General features: G+C 40.5%; 16 protein-coding genes. 10 read left to right on the top strand and 6 right to left on the bottom strand.

The features are described 5' to 3' along the window. Positions 1-90: 90 nt before the first annotated feature. The 6 genes from AB5542_RS12445 to AB5542_RS12470 all read right to left on the bottom strand — a co-directional run bounded on the left by AB5542_RS12445 (position 91) and on the right by AB5542_RS12470 (position 6,337). A complete protein-coding gene (locus AB5542_RS12445) occupies positions 91-1,539 on the bottom strand; it encodes a TrkH family potassium uptake protein (RefSeq protein WP_118305583.1) in 1,449 nt (482 codons plus the stop codon). Continuing rightward, a complete protein-coding gene (trkA, locus tag AB5542_RS12450) occupies positions 1,536-2,879 on the bottom strand; it encodes a Trk system potassium transporter TrkA (protein ID WP_087421583.1) in 1,344 nt (447 codons plus the stop codon). The genes AB5542_RS12445 and trkA overlap by 4 nt, the downstream gene beginning before the upstream one ends. Before the next feature lie 64 nt (positions 2,880-2,943). Next, the gene (locus tag AB5542_RS12455) at positions 2,944-4,872 is read right to left on the bottom strand and encodes a ComEC/Rec2 family competence protein (RefSeq protein WP_279040796.1); all 1,929 of its coding nucleotides are present in this window, start codon (positions 4,870-4,872) and stop codon (positions 2,944-2,946) included. Positions 4,873-5,038: 166 nt separating this feature from the next. After that, positions 5,039-5,593 carry a peptide deformylase gene (gene def, locus AB5542_RS12460; protein ID WP_087421585.1) on the bottom strand — a complete coding sequence of 185 codons (555 nt, stop codon included), beginning with the start codon at positions 5,591-5,593 and terminating at the stop codon, positions 5,039-5,041. Positions 5,594-5,595: 2 nt separating this feature from the next. Next, the gene (gene ruvX, locus AB5542_RS12465; protein ID WP_087421586.1) at positions 5,596-6,021 is read right to left on the bottom strand and encodes a Holliday junction resolvase RuvX; all 426 of its coding nucleotides are present in this window, start codon (positions 6,019-6,021) and stop codon (positions 5,596-5,598) included. A gap of 4 nt (positions 6,022-6,025) precedes the next feature. After that, positions 6,026-6,337, bottom strand: coding sequence for an FtsB family cell division protein (locus AB5542_RS12470; protein ID WP_229128360.1), 312 nt, complete (start codon positions 6,335-6,337; stop codon positions 6,026-6,028). Positions 6,338-6,587: 250 nt separating this feature from the next. Between AB5542_RS12470 and AB5542_RS12475 the strand changes: the two genes are divergently transcribed. From AB5542_RS12475 to AB5542_RS12520, 10 genes are all read left to right on the top strand, one after another. Then, positions 6,588-7,556 carry a carbamate kinase gene (locus AB5542_RS12475; RefSeq protein WP_087421588.1) on the top strand — a complete coding sequence of 323 codons (969 nt, stop codon included), beginning with the start codon at positions 6,588-6,590 and terminating at the stop codon, positions 7,554-7,556. A gap of 136 nt (positions 7,557-7,692) precedes the next feature. Continuing rightward, complete coding sequence (locus tag AB5542_RS12480) at positions 7,693-8,694, top strand: ornithine carbamoyltransferase (protein WP_087421589.1); 1,002 nt, start codon at positions 7,693-7,695, stop codon at positions 8,692-8,694. A gap of 199 nt (positions 8,695-8,893) precedes the next feature. Further along, positions 8,894-9,439, top strand: coding sequence for an RNA polymerase sigma factor (locus AB5542_RS12485; protein ID WP_087421590.1), 546 nt, complete (start codon positions 8,894-8,896; stop codon positions 9,437-9,439). Between the two features lie 63 nt (positions 9,440-9,502). Beyond that, complete coding sequence (locus AB5542_RS12490; RefSeq protein WP_279040795.1) at positions 9,503-10,684, top strand: FecR family protein; 1,182 nt, start codon at positions 9,503-9,505, stop codon at positions 10,682-10,684. Between the two features lie 89 nt (positions 10,685-10,773). Further along, the gene (locus AB5542_RS12495; protein ID WP_279040793.1) at positions 10,774-14,199 is read left to right on the top strand and encodes a SusC/RagA family TonB-linked outer membrane protein; all 3,426 of its coding nucleotides are present in this window, start codon (positions 10,774-10,776) and stop codon (positions 14,197-14,199) included. Between the two features lie 41 nt (positions 14,200-14,240). Then, positions 14,241-15,725: a RagB/SusD family nutrient uptake outer membrane protein gene (locus AB5542_RS12500; RefSeq protein ID WP_279040791.1), complete on the top strand. Its 1,485-nt coding sequence runs from the start codon at positions 14,241-14,243 to the stop codon at positions 15,723-15,725. 16 nt (positions 15,726-15,741) lie between these two features. After that, entirely contained in the window at positions 15,742-16,416 is a 675-nt protein-coding gene (locus tag AB5542_RS12505) for a DUF4843 domain-containing protein (RefSeq protein WP_118305577.1), read from the top strand. Positions 16,417-16,435: 19 nt separating this feature from the next. Beyond that, a complete protein-coding gene (locus AB5542_RS12510; protein ID WP_279040787.1) occupies positions 16,436-18,022 on the top strand; it encodes a PKD-like family lipoprotein in 1,587 nt (528 codons plus the stop codon). 168 nt (positions 18,023-18,190) lie between these two features. Continuing rightward, on the top strand, positions 18,191-20,878 hold the full coding sequence (locus AB5542_RS12515) for a zinc-dependent metalloprotease (RefSeq protein ID WP_279040785.1): 2,688 nt from the start codon (positions 18,191-18,193) through the stop codon (positions 20,876-20,878). 20 nt (positions 20,879-20,898) lie between these two features. Continuing rightward, positions 20,899-22,129 (top strand): DUF5117 domain-containing protein (locus AB5542_RS12520; RefSeq protein WP_368243102.1); only part of this gene is annotated, 1,231 nt, incomplete at its 3' end.

Below are 22,129 nucleotides of genomic sequence, written 5' to 3' on the forward strand. Positions count from 1 at the left end.
CTTTTTTATTTTTGCAACGAGGTATCCCGGAATCTAAGCTCCGAAAATACCTCTCTTTGGGTGAGATCCAAATTATCTTGTGGGTAGAGATTACTTTTTCCAGAATGTTTTACTGAATAGAACGAGGACCGTGAATATTTCCAGACGTCCGACCATCATCAGGATGGATAGAAATATCTTGGCAAAGTCGTGTAGATTAGCAAAATTGTCCATAGGTCCAATCTCACCGAAGCCGGGACCAACGTTACTCATACTAGAGATAACAGCACTACAAGCGGTGGCTATATCCTGAGTAAATAGTGACATGATCAGGCTGGAGATAGCGAAAATGAACATGTACAAGATAAAGAAACCCATCACTCCGGTCATAATATTGGGGTGAACACTTTTCCCGTTATACTTGACATTGATAATTCCGTTAGGATGAATGATTCGTTTCATCTCGATAAATGAGTTCTTGAATAATAGATTGAGTCGGATACATTTCAATCCTCCCGAAGTTGAACCGGCACATGCCCCGATAAATAAGAGGGCAAAGATGATGGCACTCGTGAGAGGTGGCCATAGTAGATAGTCCGCAGTGGCGAATCCTGTTGTTGTTAGAATGGTAACTACTTGAAATATAGATTCCCGTATGCTTAATTCTAAGTTTGCATAACCGTTCAAGAATAGTACGATTGCGATGATTGCACTAGCCCCTAACGTGATGTAAAGATATAGTTTAAACTCTTCATCATGAAATAATTTGCGGAATTTGCCGTGCAACATGACGTAGAGTAAACCGAAATTCGTTCCGGCAATGAACATGAATATGATAACCACGTATTGGATGTATGCGGAATCCCAATAAGCAAGGCTGGCTTGTTTGGTCGAATATCCTCCGGTAGCCATCGTCGTGAATGAGTGACAGATGGCATCAAAGAGATCCATATCTCCTAGTAACAGTAAAATAGCTTGGGCGGCAGTTAGTGAAATATAGAGATACCACATACGTCGGGCTGTTGATTTGAAGGTTGCCGTGAACTTGTCATGTGTCGGACCTGGTACTTCGGCCACGAAAAGATCACGCCCCTCGATTCCCAAGCCGGGAATGATAGCTAAAAGTAACACGATGATACCCATTCCGCCCATCCATTGAGTTAGGGAACGCCAGAATAGAGTGGCATGTGGCAAGGCCTCGACGTTGTTTATCACTGAGGAACCTGTCGTCGTGAAACCGGACATGGTTTCGAATATGGCGTCAACAATTGACGGAATTGTTCCTCCGAATAAGTAAGGTAAGCAACCGAAGATGGTGAAGATAATCCACGTGCAGGTTACAATAAAATAACCGTCTTTTTTGGCAAGTACCCGGTCTTTGACTTTCACTGTAAATGTCATGAGGCTCCCGACTCCCAGCGTGATGATTGCAGAGTAAACAAAAGCCATGAGATCGTTCTCCCCGTATATCAAGGCTACAATAATACATAAGATCAGGAAAGCACTTTCTACAAATAATAGTTTTCCTATGATGTTGGTAATGAACCTAAAGTTAATCATTTCTGGAATAGTTTGATTACTTTTTTCACTGCACTGGGCAAGGCAAAAATGACAACTTTGTCTCCGGCCTCGATTTGTACGTCTCCTTTCGCTATAATGGCATCCCCGTTGCGGATAACACCCCCGACGGTTGCGTTCTCAGGGAAATTCATATCAGCCAAAGTTTTACGGGTAATCTTAGAACCCGGCTCTGCTGTAACTTCGAATACCTCTGCTTCCGAAAATGTGAGGAATTTTAAATGTTTCACATCCACGTTCATCGTGTAACGATAAATATGAGAGGCGGCAATTAATTTCGTGTTCACGAGGGTTCCAATGCCGATGTTTTCAGCCAGATCAATGTAGTCAATGTTCTCGACTTCGGCTACGCTCTTTTTTACCCCAAGCTTTTTCGCTAACAGGCAGGAAAGAATGTTGGTTTCTGACGAGTGGGTTACACTGATAAAAGCATCGGTGTTTTTTATTCCCTCTTCTCGTAATAAGGCCAAATCTCTTCCGTCACCATTGATTACCAGCGTGGATTTTAATTTATCGGCGATGAGAATACATTTCTCCCGATCCTTTTCGATAATCTTCACGTTGTAATTTTTCTCTAATAGGGAAGCTGTTTTGATGCCGATACGGGAGCCCCCCACGATGACGACATTCTTAACTTCATATTGTGATTTGCCACAAAGAGCGAATACATTGGGGACATAGAAAGGCTTGGTTACAATAAATACCAGGTCTCCGTAGCGGAAAGAGTCATTTCCTCGCGGGATAATTGTGTGGTCTGCTCGTTTGATAGCCACGACGCGGAAATGCTGGGCACCGTAACGTTCTGCCATTTTTATCAAGGTCAAGTTGAGTACCGGGGCATTCTCCCAAAGTTTGATTCCTAATAATTGCAGGCGGCCATCCGAGAATTCGTGTAACTGCCTTGAACCACTCTGTTTTAAGGAGGCTACAATTTCTTCTGCGGCCAATCGTTCCGGGTAAATCAGCGAATCAATACCGATCATTTTCAAGTACTCTTTGTTCTCGTCTTCCAAGTACTCGCTATTGTTTACCCGGGCAATGGTTTGTTTGGCCCCGAGTTTTTTAGCCAAGATCGCTGAGTTGATATTTTGATCTTCTTGGTGATTGACAGCAATAAATAAATCACACTTGTGTACTCCTGCATCTTTCAATGCACCAATCGAGGTACAAGATCCCACGATTGACATAACGTCTAATTGATTGCCTAATAGTTCCAGCTTTTCCTCATCGCTGTCAATCAACATTATATTATGTTCTTGCTTACTAAGCATGTTCGCGAGATGTGTCCCCACTTCTCCTGCTCCCGCTATGACTATGTCCATTTTAGTTAGGTGTTAATTAACGAGCAAAATAAAGCATTATAATCCGAATTCCATAAAAAAATGCCTATATTTTCAAGATAATTGTTCCCACTTCGCTTGTTTTGAAAAACGGAATTTGGTTCTTGAAACAGAATTTTTGCCAGGCTTTCGTGCAGTGACTTGTGTTCGAGTTGTCCATGATAATCTGTTGCGGATGGAACTCGAGGAAGTTGGGAGGGTAGATATTTTCGGTAATGATGACAATATCTTCATGAGAAAATGTAGGATTGGTGTGGTCGATTATTGATATGGAACATTGAGAAGATGACAGGTGATTCTGAATGAATTTTATTTGTTGTCCGACAAAAGCTTCATGGGTGGGTAAAGCTTGTAAATGGTTGGCTGTGATATAAGTGGACAAACCATCATTGGGGCTCGTGGTTTTGAGGTAAGTGTAATAACCTTTGTAATTCAATAAGATAGCAGATTGTTTGTAGAGATTACGAATCACGATTTCCTGATGGTTTTGGATATAGTACGTGAAACAGCCATGAAGAACGAGCAATATACTCATGCTGCAACAGATAAACCTAAGAACGTGACGTTTTCTCGTGATCAAATAAATGATGACAAGGACGATGATGAGGTAAAATAGTATGACGTGAGTTGCTGTCGGGTATAAATCCGGTAAGTTTATCACGATTCTGGAAAATAGTTGTAGGCTGAAAATAAATAGGTGTGTTAGACCTATGATGATATATGACAAATAAAAACTGATGAATTCCGGTAATGCAAGTAGTATGATTCCTCCATATAAAAGGAAAGAAGCGGCGGGTACTGTGATAAGGTTTATGAAGATACTGTTCAAACTGATGGAATGGAAATAGTAAGCCATGATGGGTAGTGTCATGATCTGTGCAGAAAAACTGATGCAAAGTAGCGTGTATAATGGGCGAAGGAACTTGTGCATCTTTTTAATTTGCATCAACGGGTAAATTAAAATGATTCCGGTGTAGGCTGCGTATGACATTTGAAAACTGACAGAATAGAGTAATTCCGGATTGATAAGAAGTGAAAAAAAGGCAGCAGCGGCAATGGCATTCAAAGGAATTGTTTCTTGCCTGAATGCCTCTCCAATGGTAATAAAGCTTAGGATGGTTGCTGCTCTACAAGCAGAAGGGGAGAGGCCGGTAATGCAAGCAACAAGCCATATTAGCGGGATCAGAATCAAGCGGAATTTTTTACTTTTAAAATGGAATAACTTTAATAGACCCAAGAAAAATGCGAATATGGCTCCTATATGTAATCCCGATATAGCAAGGATGTGAATTGTTCCTGTGTTTTGGAATAGTTCTTTCGTATCGGGAGTAATTTTTTGCCTACATCCCAGACAAAGAGCTGCTAATAGCTTGTACGTCATGCTATCTGGGATGACCTGTTGTAGTTTAGTTGCTAAGTTATTTCGAATCATGTGACACACAGAATAAAGGTCTTGCGAGTGTCCGGTTTTATGGATTTCACCAACCGGAAAGCCTTTGGCCTGTATGCCTTGGTGTTGTAAGTAGTTGTTGTAATTGAAATCATGACGATTATGTGAGGTTTGTAAAGGGTATAATCTTATCAGCCCGGAAAGGGAATCCCCAACCGAGACTTTCATGGAATCTGGAATTTGTAAATACGTGCATAAATGAGGTGAGGAAATGACAAGCTTTCCGGGGGAAAGAATTTGATTGCAGCGTCCTGTTAATTGATAAGTTTCGCCTGAAATGATCGGGGGTGTCTTGGTTTCCGATAGATATATCCCCGTGGAGAAAAGTCCGGTAAAAGCGAGTAGTACAAACGGAAGTCCGGAACGAACTTTCTGGATAATGAAAAGCAGGGAAAAAGATATAATAATGACACCTAAAATGAACGTCGAAGGAAAGCTTGATAAATATTGACTGGCAGTAATTCCCAAGATCAACGGGATCACGAGAAAGAGAAAAGGAAATCTATGCCAGTAAATAGGGCGCAAACTAGTTGTAAATTAATTATAGTTTATAAGGTTCATAAGGTTTATAAAGTTTATAAGGTCTATCGTCTCACAGGGCACTTCCTTTACGGTAGCTTGAGTATCGTTAAGCAGGAACCGAAGGATACCTGTTACTTTATGAACCTTATAAACTTTATACTTTATAAACTTACTTGGGTAATACTACCCTGTAACTTTGTTTGAATTTTCCGGCACTGATGTTATTCAGTTTTCCTTTGAGTAAACGTTTTTTCAGTGCAGACAGGTGATCCGTGAAGACAATCCCGTCTAGATGATCGTACTCATGCTGGATAATGCGGGCACGAGTTCCCGTGAATTCTTCCACGTGTTCCACCCAGTTTTCATCCCGATAGGCAATTTTTATCCGGTCTTTTCGCATAACATCTTCGTGAATTCCGGGGATACTTAAACAGCCTTCGTTGAAAGGTACATCATCTCCCGAACGCTCTAAGATATGTGCGTTGATAAAAGCTTTTTTAAAATCCTTGCAATCCGGATCCAGTTCCTCGAACGGGGAGCCGTCGATCACGAAAATACGAATGTTTTTTCCGATTTGCGGGGCAGCCAGTCCGACTCCGTCTGATTCGTACATTGTTTGCCACATATCGTCGAGTAATTTACTCAATCCCGCATATTCCGGGGTGATGTCTTCGGAAACTTTCCGAAGAACCGGATGTCCATAAATGTAAATAGGTAAAAGCATTTTTAAATATTCAGATTTCTTTGTGATTCCATATACGACTGCAATATAATCGTGGCACTAATAGCATCGATTATCGCTTTGTCCTGACGTTGTTTCTTTTTTGCCCCTCCTTCGATCATGGCTTTATGGGCCAGTACGGAAGTGAAACGTTCGTCATACATAACGATGGGTATGTCCGGTAGCTTGCGACCGAGAGCGGTAAGAAAGGGTTTGATATAGGTCATGCTTTCCGAATCCGTGTTATCCATTTGCTTGGGATGTCCCACAACAATCAAGTCTACTTTCTCTTTCAAGCAATAGTCCTGCAAAAATTGCAATACCTCATGTGATCTGACCGTGGTTAGACTGTTGGCAATAATTTGGCATGGATCGGTAACGGCTATGCCCACTCTCTTTTTCCCGTAATCAATAGCAATAATTCTTCCCAATCGATTATTCCTTTACAATGATGAAAATATCCTCGTTTTCTTTCTTCATTAAATACTGCTCTCTAGCAAACTTCTCCAGGTTATCCCGGTTTCCCAACAACTCTTCTTTCTTACGTTTGTCCTCTTCTATTTTCTCCCGGTAATACTTTTGTTCGTTCTCCAATTGGTTGATTTTTGAACGCAACTGTAACCGATCGATAAAACTGTATTTATCGAACAGAGCGATCCAGATAACAAATAGCAGCCCCACGAAAGTGTATTTGTTTGCAAATCGCTGGAACAAATTTCTCGATGATGGTTTGTTTTCGTTTTGCATATCGCAAAGGTACAAAAAAAGAGACTGTTAAGAGAAATAAATGATAAATTTTTTCCGAATGGTCAAAAGTCCGGTTTTTACGCTGCATATTTATAAAAATGGGGAGAATATTTATACAGTAATTTGATTTGCAGTGTTTTATGTTTTGATAAAAAAGAATTTTACCTATTTTTTGTATAACTAATTTCGCTAGCTTTGTGGACGCAGAATTTTTCGAATAGAAAAGAAATAATAAAATAAAATACGAGTAATGGAAAAAAAATTAGCAGTTATTGCGTTGGGAGGTAATGCTCTTTTGAGAGGAAATCAAAAAGGTACTATTGAAGAGCAAAATGCCAATACCATCGACACTTTGGAGAATTTGGTATATTTAATAAAAGAAGGATATAATCTGATTATTTCTCATGGAAACGGTCCTCAGGTTGGAAACGTTTTGATGGATAACGCTGCCGGTGTGGAGAAATATGACAATGCCGCTATGCCATTGGATGTTTGTGTGGCTTTCACGCAAGGACAAATCGGGTACATGATTGAACGTAACTTACGTAATATCTTGAAAGAACACGGGTTGCAACGTAACGTGATCTCTATGGTGTCACAGGTGATTGTTGACAAGAACGATCCGGCTTTACAGAATCCGACCAAACGGGTAGGAAAAATTTACATGAAGGATGAGGCTGATAAATTAGCTCAAGAGAAAGGTTGGGTGTTCAAAGAAGAGATCAAGGTAGAAGGTGGTTGGCGTCGTGTGGTTCCTTCGCCGGATCCGAAAGATTTTATGAATGCTGATTTGGTAGAGCGTTTGGCTCGTGAAGGAAACATCGTGATCACGACCGGAGGGGGTGGTATTCCGGTATATATTGATGAGAAAGGTGATATTCAGCCGATCGAAGGGGTAATTGACAAGGATTTGGCTTCAGCCATGGTTGGAACCCGTGTAAAAGCGGATGAATTCTATATTTTGACGGATGTACCTTATATTTATAAGGATTACAAGAAACCGACCCAGCAAGTACTGGAATTCTTGGACTATGCCGACACGATGAAATATTTGGAAGATGGAACCTTTGCCGAAGGTAGTATGGCTCCTAAAATCCGTGCTTGTCTGCGTTTTGTTAAGGATGGCGGTCAAAAATCCGTGATCACCGAGGCTACCAAGTTGGAAGATCGGAGATATGGTTCAAAGATCACCATGGAATACGAAGACGACAGAAGATAATTGAATATGGAGAATTGAAAACTGAAAATGTTTTTTTATTCTCGATTGGATATTGTAATTTTGACCTGATTTTAATACAAGGTATGGAGTCCTTGAATTTGGAATCTAAAATCATAAATCTAAAATAAATAAAGTTATGGCTTTTAATTTGAGAAACAGAAACTTTTTAAAGTTATTGGACTTTAGTCCGAAGGAGATAAAATACATGTTGGACCTGGCTGCTGATCTGAAGAAAGCAAAATATGCAGGAACCGAGCAACCTCGTTTGAAAGGTAAGAACATCGCTTTGATTTTCGAGAAAACTTCTACTCGTACCCGTTGTGCTTTCGAGGTAGCTGCTCACGATCAAGGAGCCCAGGTAACTTATCTTGGTCCTTCAGGATCTCAAATTGGGGTAAAAGAATCTATGGCAGATACGGCTCGTGTATTGGGACGTATGTACGATGGTATTGAATACCGCGGTTTCGGTCAGGCTATTGTTGAGGAATTAGCTCGTTACGCTGGTGTTCCGGTATGGAACGGTTTGACTAACGAATTCCACCCGACTCAGATTTTGGCAGACTTCTTAACCATGATGGAGCATACCGACAAACCGTTGAACAAAGTAACTTTCGCTTATCTTGGCGATGCTCGTTTCAACATGGGTAACTCGTTGATGGTAGGTGGTGCTAAAATGGGTATGGATGTTCGCATCGTTGCTCCGAAAGAATTACAACCGGATGCAGAATTGGTTGCTACTTGTAAGGCTATTGCAGAAGAGACCGGTGCAACTGTTACGATCACGGATAATGTAGAAGAAGGTGTGAAAGGTTGCGATTTCTTGTACACTGACGTATGGGTATCTATGGGTGAGCCTGCAGAAGTATGGGCAGAGCGTATCAAATTGTTGACCCCGTACCAAGTGAATAAGAGAGCTATGGAATTGACTGGAAACAAGAACTGCAAATTCATGCACTGCTTACCGGCATACCATAACTTGGAAACTCAAGTAGGACGTGACGTTTACAAACAATTCGGAATGAACGGATTGGAAGTAACCGAGGAAGTGTTTGAATCAGAGAACTCTATCGTGTTCGACGAGGCAGAAAACCGTATGCATACGATTAAGGCTGTGATGGTTGCTACTTTGGGTGACTAATTACGTATAGGTCTTTTTACTAAGAATATATTCCGAGCGGTCCTGTTATTGTTTGACAGGGCCGTTTCTTTTGTTTTCTAATAATGTTAGTGGTTGAGAAATAAACGTATACAATTAAAAATTACTTGTTTGGCGGAAAAAATAGAATAATTTTATACTTTTATCCCCGATAGATGGAATATAGATAAAGTATAAATAGATGTCTTCGGATTTGACTATAAAGGAAAAATTGTTTGTTGATGTTTTCAATAAAAATTACAAAGCGCTATGTTTGTATGGGGCGAAACTTTGTGGTGATTTTTCCGAGGCAGAGGATATCGTGCAAGAGGTATTTGTTAAGTTTTGGAATGTATTTAAAGAAGATTCAGAAGGAATTTCCGTGCGTTCCTATTTGTACCGAATGGTACGTAATGCCTGTATTGATCTGGCCCGGGCAAAAAAATACGATACTGTTGATGTAAACTCTTTAGCAGACCAATTGGAAGATTTTTTTCAAGCAGAATCGGAGGAAGATTCCAAAATAGATAAATTATTGGAGGCAATAGAGAATCTTCCGGATAAATGCCGATATGTGTTTACCGCAATCTGCGTGAATAACAGAAAATATAAGGATGTTGCAGACGAGATGCATATTTCTTTGAATACGGTGAAAACACAACTATCTAGAAGTATTCGTATCTTGCGTGAAAATCTAAACAAGGATGATTTCAAATTATTTCTTGCTTTTTTTGCTGTTTCCGAGTAAATTCTTTCACCCATTTCCATTTTTTTTCGTCTTCTCTATAGTAATAGCAAGATGATTTCTGTTATGATGATAAAGGAAGACATAGAAGATATTATATGGCGAGATTACCAGGGCATCTGTTCAGAAGAGGAAAAACTTTCTTTACAAGAATGGATAGAAGCCTCTGAAAAAAATAGGCTTGTCTTTGAACAGATTCGCTCGATTATAGAATCAGGAGAACTTGTAAAAGGATATGATGTATTGAACGAGCAAAATGCTTTGGAAAAGGTGATGAGGCGGATAAAACCTCGTTCCATTCATCGGTATGTGTGGTTACGTTATGCTGCTGGAATTCTTCTGCCCTTGATACTCGTTGCCATAGCTTATTATTTTATGGCTCCTAATGAGACTATGGAGTCCCCGGTAATAGCCCATCAGATTCAGCCGGGTATGTCGAAAGCCACTCTTTATTTATCAGACGGTCAGGAAATCGATCTTTTACAATTAGGCGATTCCACTTTACGAGATGGATTAGCCGAACAGGAAATTTTATTGCGAGGAACGAGCAATACTTTGAATTATTATGACCCTTCTCGAGGCATAAGGCAAGTTGAAAAGGTCGTTTATAATAAAATCGTGGTTCCTCGGGGAGGGGAATACATGTTGATACTGTCTGATGGGACGAAAGTCTGGTTAAATTCAGAGACAGAAATGGAATACCCGTTATGTTTCGGTTTGGATGTTCGGGAAGTTCGTTTGAAGGGCGAGGCTTATTTTGAAGTGAAGAAAGATGTAAAACGGAAATTTAATGTTGTGATGGATGGGGCAACCATTGAAGTTACTGGAACCTCGTTTAATGCATCCTGTTATCCGGATGAGTATAACTGTTGCGCAATACTTGAAACTGGACGCATCAATCTGTTGGCAAACAATACCGTAAATAAGGTGAATATTGGGGAACGGGCGGTTTATGACAAGAAATCAGGTGAGGTGACAATTAATCCGGTCGATTTGAAATATTACACCTCTTGGAAACATGGGACTTTCCATTTCTACAATACCCCGTTGTCAGAAATTGTGCGAGCTTTGGGGCGCTGGTATGATGTCGAATTTCGTTTTGAGGACGAATCCTTGCAAGATGTTTGTTTCTCGGGGGCAGCTTTACGGAACAGACCGATAGATTTTATGCTCAGATTATTAGAAAATACTCAATCAGTAAAATTTTCAATACAAAAAGATGGTATGATATGGATAAGTAAAAAATGAAAAAGAGGAAGATTGGCCTCTTCCCCTTTTTTCGCTTTAATAACCCTCTCCTGCAAGAGAGAATTTTAAACAAATAGTTACACAAATCTATGAAAAAATTTTTAAAGGATAAACTTTTCCGGACGGGAAAAGTATGGTCCAAATTTTGGAAAATTATGCGATTACAATTATTGATCGTTTTTGTAACTCTGTTTCAGTTACATGCTGAAACGGGAGTTGCACAGGAAAAAGTTAGTATTTCCTTTAAAGATGCTTTGATCGAAGACATCATAAAGGAAGTGGAAGTACAGTCCGGTTACGTGGTGGTGTATAATAACACGTTGTTAAAAAACATGGCCCGTGTAACCGTTCGCTTGAATAACGTGAATGCCAAAGATGCTTTAAATGAGGCATTAAAAGGAAGTGGTTTGGAATGTAAATTAGTCGAGAACTTTTTGGTTATTTCGAAGAAAGACGGAAAGGATGAGGAACAGAAGGCAACATTCCGGAAAATCAAAGGAAAGGTGATGGACGAGAAGGGATTAACCCTTCCGGGGGTAACGGTGCTTATCAAAGGAACTACGTTAGGGGTTGTTACGGATATTGACGGGAAATTTTCGCTTGAGGTCCCGAAGATGGATAGTACGATATTGGTATTCTCTTTTGTCGGTATGGTTTCTCAGGAATACCGTTTATCCAATGATCCCAAGAATGATGAGAAAGAAATTTCTATCCGTATGAAAGAAGACGTGAAAGAAATGCAGGAAGTTGTCGTGACAGGATATGCCAATATTAACAAAGAAAGTTTTACAGGAAATTCCGTAACCGTTAAAAGAGAGGATTTGCTGAAAGTGTCTAAAACAAACGTGCTACAGGCATTACAGACCTTTGATCCTTCTTTTCGTATTCAACAAAATAATCAATGGGGATCGGACCCGAATAATGTACCTGAATTATATATCCGTGGGCGTTCTGGTATTGGAGTGAAGGATTTGGATCGAAAGAATAATCTTTCAAAATCCGAATTGGAAAACAATCCTAATTTACCCACTTTTATTATGGACGGTTTCGAGATTAGCGTGGAAAAGTTATATGACATGGACCCGAATCGTATTGAAAGCATTACCATCTTGAAAGATGCGGCAGCATCAGCCATGTACGGGTCGCGGGCTGCTAATGGGGTTGTTGTTATAACGACCGTGGCTCCCGTTCCGGGGAAAGTTTCTGTATCTTACAGCATGACCGGGACGGTAACTGCTCCGGATTTGACCGATTACAATTTAATGAATGCGAGGGAGAAATTAGAGGCAGAGGTGGCAGCAGGTATTTATAAAGGAGAGAATCCAACAGCTCAGAATAAGTATGATGTGGAGTATAATGGCAAATTGAATAATATTGTACACGGAGTTGATACTTATTGGTTGTCCAAACCTTTACAAACGGCATTCAATCATAAACATAGTTTATATATAGAGGGAGGAACCAATGATATTCGTTTTGGTTTAGATATGCTCTATAATAACGAAGACGGTGTGATGAAAGAATCTTTCCGTGATCGAATGGGTGCTGGATTTTATATAGACTATCGGGTCGGTTCTTTGCAGGTAAAAAATTATATCTCTTATAATATCACACGGTCTAAGGAATCTCCTTATGGAACTTTCTCTGATTATACTTCCAAGCAACCGTATGATATGTATAAAGATGAGAACGGGAATTATTTAAAAACGACTCAAAAATGGCATGGAGAATCGGATTCAGAGGTGAAAAATCCTTTGTATGAAGCTGGATTGCAAAGTTTTAATAAAACGCAGGTAGACGAGTTGATAAATAATTTGAGTGCCAACTGGTATGTTAATAATTATTTACAGATAAAGGGACAATTCAGTTTGACCAAGAAAAACACAAAAACAGAGGACTTTATTGACCCGAAGTCAATGCGTAATACAAAGGTGTTAGGTTCTACTAATAGTAGTTCCGGTGAACTTAGAACCAGTACGGGAGACGGGTTTGACTGGGATTTGAATGCTTTTTTGGCTTACAACCGTACTTTAGGAGGTCACAATATTAACTTGAATGTTGGTATCAATGCCACTTCTACGGAGACATCGACTACTTCAGCTTATTATCGAGGTTTTCCTTCCGGGACGTTGCATTCTCCTAACTATGCACAAGAGATTGTGGAGAAACCGACCGTTAGTCAGAACAGAACCCGTTTATTTGGTTTGTTGGCAAGCTTGAATTATACCTATAATAATATCTATTTGTTAGACCTTTCCGTGAGAACAGACGGTTCTTCTGAATTCGGTTCTGATAAGCGTTTTGCTCCTTTCTGGTCCGGAGGTCTTGGTATCAATCTTCATAATTACGAGTTTATGAAGAAATTCGGTTACGTTGATATGTTGAAAATCCGGGGGTCTTACGGGGTAACAGGTAAAGTAAATTTCCCACCGTATGCAGCACAAACAATTTACCAGATTTTGAGTGATGAATGGTATAAGACCGGTTTCGGGGCCTCATTAATGGCTTTAGGGAATAAGGATCTTGCTTGGGAAAAAACGAAAGAGTTAGATTTAGGTATAGATATACAACTGTTTAATGGAGCCTTCCAACTGGAGTTCTCTTATTATCGTAAGAAAACGGTGGATCTAATTAATGATGTGACCATTGAAAGTGCGGCAGGGTTCACGACTTACATGGATAATTTGGGAGAGATAATGAATAAAGGGTATGAGATTCAATTTAAAAGTGATCTTTTCCGTAACAATGACTGGTATGTTTCCGTGTTTGCTAACCTAGCTCATAATAAAAATGAGATATTAAAAGTTTCCGAGAGCTTGAAAGCTTATAATGATGCGGTTGACAAGGATTTTGCCGAGTCGAATGCATTCGACGGGTCCACTTCCAAACCCATCACAAAATACACGGAAGGAGGATCGTTGACCTCTATCTATGCGATGAGATCTTTGGGGATAGATCCGGCTACCGGACAGGAGATTCTAGTCAATCGTGACGGTTCTGTTACTTACACGTGGAATAGCTCTGAACAGGTTGTTGTGGGAAATACAGAACCCAAGGCACAAGGAACGTTTGGTTTTAACGTGAACTATAAAAACTTCACATTGTACACGACGTTTATGTATGAGTTCGGGGGACAACAATATAACCAAACTTTGGTGGACAAGGTGGAGAATGCTAATTTATACAGCTCAAATGTAGATAAACGGGTGTTTACCAGCCGTTGGAAAAATCCGGGCGATAAAGCAAAATACAAAGCTTTGGAAACCGGGAGAGGATCCATTGAGACTACGAATCCGACCGAGCGTTTTGTACAGGATTATAATGTTGTGACATTGAATTCGATTACACTAGGGTATGATTTTGATCAAGAATTGATTAAAAAGGCTCATTTAGGTATGTTACGTTTGGAAATTGGGGCTAATGACCTTTTGCGGATCTCTTCCGTTAAGGCGGAACGTGGACTTAGTTATCCTTTTGCCAGATCCGTGAATTTTTCAATAAAAGCGACGTTCTAAAACGGCTCAACGTTATTTAGGAAATTAGAAATCAATAGAATATGAAGATAAATAAGATAATATTAGCTGTATTGTTGCCGATCATGTTGAGTTCATGTGAGCAATGGTTGGATGTAGCACCTGACGATCAGGTAAACGAAGAGACTCTGTTCGCCAATGGAGACGGTTACCGGAATGCGTTGAATGGAGTGTATCGGGATATGGCAACCACCCAAATGTACGGAAGGGAATTAACTTGGGGATTTGTGGACGTAATGGGATGGGTGTATGATCCGTTGACGATTTATTATGATTGTAGTAATCACGAGTATTATGATGTGTTACTGGGGAAATACAATGTTCAAGTCGTGAAGAATATCAGCGAGGCTTTTTGGTCTCAAGCCTACAATTCTATCGCAAACTGTAATAATATCATTGCCCGGATTGACGGGGAAAATCCGTCTAAATTTGCTGGTGGAGAGGAAGAACGGAATATGATTCACGGGGAGGCACTGGCCTTACGGGCTTATCTGCATTTCGATATGTTACGTTTGTTTGCCCCGGCTCCTAAAGTTGCGGATGACAAAGGATATATCCCGTACTATGAAAGATACGGATCAACCTCTGAGGCTAGAGCAAGTGTTCCCGTGATTTTAGAAAAAATAGAACGGGACTTGCTTAAAGCCAAAGATCTGGTTGCTCCTTTTGATACGACCGGCAATCATAAAGTATGGATGAGTACCAGATTAAGAATAGAAGGGGGACGGGGATCCGGTGATTCCTATTTGCCGGATGATTTGTTCTATATGTACCGGGGATTTCGGATGAACTACTATGCTATTTGTGCGACCTTGGCACGTGTGTACTCATATGGGGACAAACAAACTCTGGCAAGAGAATGTGCAGAAGAAGTAGTTGAGGCCACTTATCCCCAAAGCAGTTATAATACCAAATGTTTCACGTTTACCGGAGGTGGGAGTTATAATAGTAATTATAAATTGTATGATGGGGTGATCTTTGGACTTTCCAATCAGAAATTAATAGACGATTATAGCAATTATCTGGGAACGGCTAATGACATTAAATTGCCGGTATACTATGATGCCATTATTTATAATGAAAATTATGATGAGGTTGATACAGAGGATGCCCGCCTGACCTTATTTTCGGTTGTGGATGATTATTATTACTATTCAAAGAAATATACTACGCAAGTCGGTAATTCTTACGGGGAGGATCTGATTCCGATGATTCGTTTAAGCGAGATGTACTATATCATTAGTGAAGCTCTTTACACGGAAGGACAGACTCAATCAGGTATTAACAAACTGGATGAGGTGAGAATGGCAAGAGGGATTCGGGGTGGAAAACTTCAGATTGAGAGTTTGGAGGAAATGCAAAAAGCTATTTTGAGAGATGCTAGAAGAGATTTTATCGGAGAAGGACAGTTGTTTTATTATTATAAAAAATATGATATGACTCCGAATGATTGGGGATACACGATTGGCAGGGTGTTGCCTCTTCCGGACAATCAACTGATTCATTAATAAAAAAAGGATACTTATGAAAATATATATAATTCTAATTGCGATAGTGTTTGCTCTTTTTTCCTGTAGTGAAGAGGAAATAAAAACTTATCATTCAGAACGCTATCTTTATTTCACGACAAGCTTGGATAGTGCAGATTTATCCGTGTCTTTTTCCCACTATCCGACCAATGAAGAATATAAGGCCGGTTTCGAGGTGAATTTAATGGGTGATCCTCTTGCAGAAGATGCTGTCTATCGTATCTCGGTGGTAGATACGGGGACTACGGCTCTTCCTGAAGAGTATGTTCTGAACATGGAACCGAAGTTCGGGGCCAACCAGCTGAAAGATACGCTTTATGTGACCTTGAAAAAAACGGAAAGATTGAATGATGGTCCCGTGACGTTAATGATCAAACTGGAAGAGGGAAATGGCTTTACCCCGGGGTTAAGGCGTAATCGCACGGTAAAGGTTCATTTTGATAACGTGGAAAGCAAACCTCTCTGGTGGGAAGGAGATATTATAACGGTATATTTGGGTGAATATTCTCCCGAAAAATACAAGTATTTCCTGATCGTTACTCAGGTTGATGCAACCGAGATCCCTGTTTTGTTAAAAGAAAACCCGACAAAATTGCGGGTATTGGCATTGGAATTTAAAGACTATCTGGCTTTACACCCTGAATTGAATATGACGGTGCCTATTTATTAATAACTAAAAAGTGATGGTGATGAAAATAAGATATATACTTCTGTTAATCATTACAGTACTGGGAGTGAGTTCCTGCTATGATGATAAGGGAAATTATTCGTATGATCCCAAGAATGATATTAAGATTACTTTTGATGCAAGTTATTTTGAGGCTATTCTAGGAGAAAAAATTAAATTGACTCCGAGATTGACGTTTGCCATTGATAGCAATGATGTCGATTTGAGTTACAAATGGACGTTCCTTGGAAAAGAAATTTCCGATCAACGAAATTTGGAATGGGTTGTTGATACCGTGACTAGTAACCATAACGTTTATTTGAACGTGACCGATAATCGTACCGGAGTAACTTTCTCCGGGGGAATTTCAGCGATGTTAAGTTCTGCGTATGCCAAAGAGGCTTGGGTTGTTCTTGCGAAACAGAACGGAAAGTCTGTTTTGTCATATATCCGAGAAACCCAAGAAGATGATGGAAGTGAGTATGGTAAATTCACGTATACCGATATTCCTGATATTTATCAATTGGTTAATGGGGAAGAGTTAGGAACGGAACCGGTTCGAGTGCTGGAACATTTTGCAGCAAGAGGCGGTATCGGGCATTTTTGGGTACTACAAAATGGAGGTCAAGGATGCGTGGATCTATCCGGAGAAGATTTCACGAAAGATATTCTTTTGAATGATATTTTTCTGGATGGAAATTTACCGGTAGATTTTAAACCGATTGATATGATTGATATGAAGTGGCTGACTTGTGTGGTTAATCATGATGGAAAGGTATATACGCGTAAGAAATTAACGAATCAATTGTACAATTCCGGTTATTTTATCGACCGTCCGTTGGAATTCGAAAATGAAGAAGTAGATGGATCTCGTATGGTGTTGGCTCCTTTCTCTGACTTGAATTATACTGTTATGTATGATAAGGTGCATAACCGTTTTCTGGCTATTGCGGACTTGAAAAAGGAAACAGCAGGAAAGGTAGTGAAATTTACGGTGGATGAATCCGGGTATGCGCCTGATTTTGCCCGATTGGATAATTTGGGGAATATGGAGGTGTTGCATACTGGTTATTATGAGGTAAAAGAGGGAGAAAGTGGAGATCAGGGATATTACTCTATTTTACGAGACCGGACAACCGGGAATTATTACACGCATGATTTTCGTGTGAATGCGATGAGTGAATCTTCTGCTCCTTCTGCATTCCCGGTATTACAGCGTCAGATAGATCTAAATCAAGTGATAAACGGAACCTCTAAAAATGTATTTAATGTATTACGTTCATGGGTGTACGGGGATGATTTTGGAACCCCTTATGTTTTGATTTCTAAAGATAATGAGTTGTGGTTGTACGATCGGGACGCTAAGATGCCCGTGGAGAAATATTATGAATTCCCACAAGGGCAGATTATCACGGCGATAGATTCCGAGAGTGTTGGTAGCCGTCGGGTGGCTATAGGAATGCAATCCGGAGAGTTTTACGTGTTGGATCTGACAAGAAAGGCCGTGAATGGTCAAAAAGAGAAGTTGATTTATGCGTCAACTCATAATTTTGGCGAAATCGTACATATCCGCTATAAAGTATGTAGTGGTAATGGTTGGGGATATTAATCGGTAACAAGTAATCAAGGAGATCCAGAAGTATTTCATTTTGAAACGCTTTTGGACTCCTTCCACTCGACTGTGGCAGAGACTTTTTTACGTCTTGTTTGCTCCAGACGGAAAGACCTTTGTATAAATATCGGGACGAAATAAATTGTATGTAAATTAAATGTATTTATGAAAATCAAAGTTTTAGTTGTTTTGATGGCCCTTGTCTGTGTTCCATTGATTACAGATGCTAAAAAGAGAGAGAAAAAGAAGAAAGCAGGAAAAACGGAGAATGTTCAAACTCCTAAAGAATCTGCTTATGACCAACTCTTTAAGGGTAAAGAATGCACCACGGCGAAAGGGATGATTACCCTTCACAAAGTGGATGGAAAATTGTATTTTGAATTCCCGCTGAGTTTGTTGGGACGGGATATGTTGCTTGGATCAACTGTTTCCAGTATCAGCGATAATTCGAATGCGTTGGTGGGACAAAAAAATCAGACCCCGTTACACGTTGCTTTTACCATGACGGATAGTATGGTGTATTTGCGGGAAGTTACTAATCCTTCCCGGGCACAAATATCAAGCCAAAGTAAAGATAAGCATATTGAACAGGCCATGGAAATGGGAACTCGTTTACCAATTATGGAAGGATTCGCAGTGAAGGCTTATAATGCCGATAGTACTGCGGTTGTGTTTGAGGCAACTAAATTCTTCGTGAGTGACGACTCTCGGATGGATCCTTTTGATCCTTACGGAAAAAAGGTGTATTACGGGCAGGGAACCCGTAGGAAGCGTTTCCAGTCAGAACTGTCTTATGTCGGGGATATAAAGGCCTTTTCAGATAATGTCTCGATTACTTCCTCGCTTTCCTATTTACAGGATATTGCGCTTCATGGAATGTTCGTGCTGGTTATTGATGAGCCTGTGACGGTAGGAGTAAATCGTTCATTGGTATTGTTGCCGGAAGAACCGAGGATGCGTCCCCGTTTGGCAGACCCTCGTATCGGTTATTTCGTTTCCGGTAAAGAGGTGATTACGGATGATCTGGATGGCGTGAAAGACGTTTATTATATTAATCGCTGGGACCTTCAGCCTAAGGATGTGGAGGCTTATAAGCGGGGAGAACTGGTGGAACCAGTGAAACCGATCGTTTATTACGTGGACGATGCATTTCCGAACGAATGGAAGACTGCCATTCATGCGGGAATCAGACTTTGGAACAAGGCTTTTGAAAAAATCGGTTTCAAAAATGCTGTTCAATCTTATGATTTTCCGAAAGATGACCCGGAGTTTGATCCGGATAATATCAAATATTCTTGTGTACGTTATTGTCCTGTCGGGATGGCTAATGCTCAGGGACCATCTTGGGTTGATCCTCGTAACAGTGAAGTGGTCAATGCTTCCGTGTTGATTTATCATGATGTGATCAAGTTGATCAATAATATGCGTTTCGTGCAGACAGCTCAGGTGGACGAGCGAGTGCGAACGACAAAGTTACCGGAAGATGTTTTGTTTGAAAGTATGCGTTATATCGTGGCACACGAAGTCGGACACACGTTAGGCTTGATGCATAACATGGCTGCCTCTGCCTCTATTCCCGTGGAATCCTACCGGGATGCGGAATTTATGGAAAAATACGGGACAACTCCTTCTATCATGGACTACGCTCGTTTTAACTACATTGCGCAACCTGAAGATAAGGGGGTCTCTTTGACTCCCCCGGAATTGGGTGTGTATGATTATTACGCTATCGAATGGGGATATAAACCCTTGTTGGATGCACGCACCCCGGAAGAAGAATTACCTGTTTTGCGGAAAATGATTTCAGATAAGATCGGGGATCCGATGTTCCGGTATGGTAAGCAACAAATCGGGTATGGTACTTTTGACCCGTCATCTTTGACTGAAGATTTGAGTGATGATGCTGTCAAGGCTGGTGAGTACGGGATTAAGAATCTGAAATATATTCTGAAAAATCTCAATCATTGGATGGACAGTCAGGATAAGGATTATACTTACCGGGACAATATCTACCGGGAAATTTGTAATCAATATTCTCAATATATCTATACTGCTTTGGCAAACGTGGGAGGATTCTATATTAACGAACACTTCGTGGGAGATCCTTATAAGACTTATCAAGTTGTTCCGAAAGAAATTCAAAAACGGGCTTTGCGTTTTGCCATTAACGAGTTGAAGAATATGGAATGGTTGGATTGCCCGGAAGTGGTAAAAAACTTGGAATTTGACGGTTCTAATGCCCGGTTGCTATTAAAGGCCTTTGCCAGTTCACTCGTTTCGACCAAACGTTTGGCATTAGGTGTGTATCGTGATCCGAATGGTTATTCTCCCCAAGAATACTTGGATGATCTTTATAATCTGATTTGGGCCTCAACTCTTCGCGGAAAGAATCCGACGGAGGCAGAACGTATTCTGCAGACGGAAGTTGTAAATTCTTTAATCAGTGGGGTAAATCCGGCTACGGGCAGGAAGAGCATGGCCGATATGGTGTTGGCTAAATCTCGTCCGGCATTTGGTTGTGCCTGTGGAGGGCACCAGCAGTTACCGGACTATCAGATTCGGGAAATAATGGAAAAATTACCGATGAGGAAAGCAATAAGTATGAAAGCTACGAATTTTGATCAATTCTCCAACTTGGTTGAACGCCGACAAGATTTGAATGACAGGTTGGGATATGATTTTATTCAATACGTGGCGAACATATCGAATGATAATAACCAGCATCTTTTGCATCAGATGATTTTGAAAATACAAAACCTGATGAAAGTAAATAAAAACAATGGTTCTTACGAGACTCGGGGACATTATGCTTACTTGTTATCGCAGATAGAGGGATTTCTAAAAAATAAATGATGTACTTTAAAACAAGATATATGAATAGAAGATTCCTTTTAATCCTCTTCTGTCTTTTTTCCTTTTTGTTGACGGTTTCTGTTGAGGTTCAGGCTGAAAAACGGAAAAAGAAAGGAAAGAAGGAGAACGTGGAACAAAAAAAGGAGAGCAAATATGACCAGCTTTTTGAAGGGAAGGAATGCGTGACCCGAAAGGGAATGATCACGTTGCATAAGTTTGAGAATAAGGTCTATTTTGAGCTGCCCTTGACTTTACTGAAAAGAGAGTTTCTGTTAGGGTCGACCGTGGCCGGGATTAGTGACAATAGCAATGCTATTGTCGGGCAAAAAACAACAGATCCTTTGCATATAGCCTTTCAGAAAAGGGACAATAAAATTGAGTTGATCCAGATGAGTTTGCCCTCCGTGCTACAAGTGTATAGTGGCATAGAGCAAGAGGCATATAATCGGGCTATTCGGAATCGTAACGTGCCGCCCGTGCTGAAAGCGATGGAAATTATGGCTTACAATGCGGATAGTACAGCCGTCGTGTTCGATATGACTTGGTTGTTTCTGGCAGATGATGCTCGTCTGACACCTTTTGATCCGTATAGTCGTTCAACCGGTTACGGGAAGTTAAAACGAAGAGCTACTTTTAATAAAGAGGTTTCTTATATAGATGAGGTGAAAGCCTTCGAGGATAATATTGCGGTAATTTCTTCTTTATCTTATGACCAGAGCGTGATGTCTCCTATAACGGGGAAAAGCGTGAAAACGGCTGTTACCGTGAAAATGAATCGTTCAATGATTTTGTTACCGGATAAGGATTTGATGCGTGAACGTCTGGCTGATCCGAGAGTAGGACTTTTCTATTCCGTGAAGGAAGATATGACCACCCGTACGGATGGAGCCAAATATACTTTTTTGATGAATCGTTGGAGAGTGGAGCCGAAAGATATGGAGGCTTACAAGCGGGGGGAACTGGTGGAACCGGTAAAGCCCATCGTGTTCTACGTGGATAATGGTTTCCCGGAAGAGTGGAAGGCTGCCGTACATGCGGGAATTAAAGAATGGAACAAAGCTTTCGAGAAAATCGGTATGAAAAACGTCATGATCAGCCGTGATTTTCCGACAGATGATCTGGAATTTGATCCGGATAACTTGAAATATAGTTGTATTCGTTATGCCCCAATTAGTATCGCTAACGGGATGGGTCCCTCGTGGACGGATCCGAGAACGGGAGAAATCCTGAATGCGTCGGTCTATATATACC

This window comes from Butyricimonas sp. RTP31003st1_G1_RTP31003_210430 (assembly GCF_040920905.1).
In the GTDB taxonomy this organism is placed as follows: Bacteria; Bacteroidota; Bacteroidia; order Bacteroidales; family Marinifilaceae; genus Butyricimonas; species Butyricimonas paravirosa.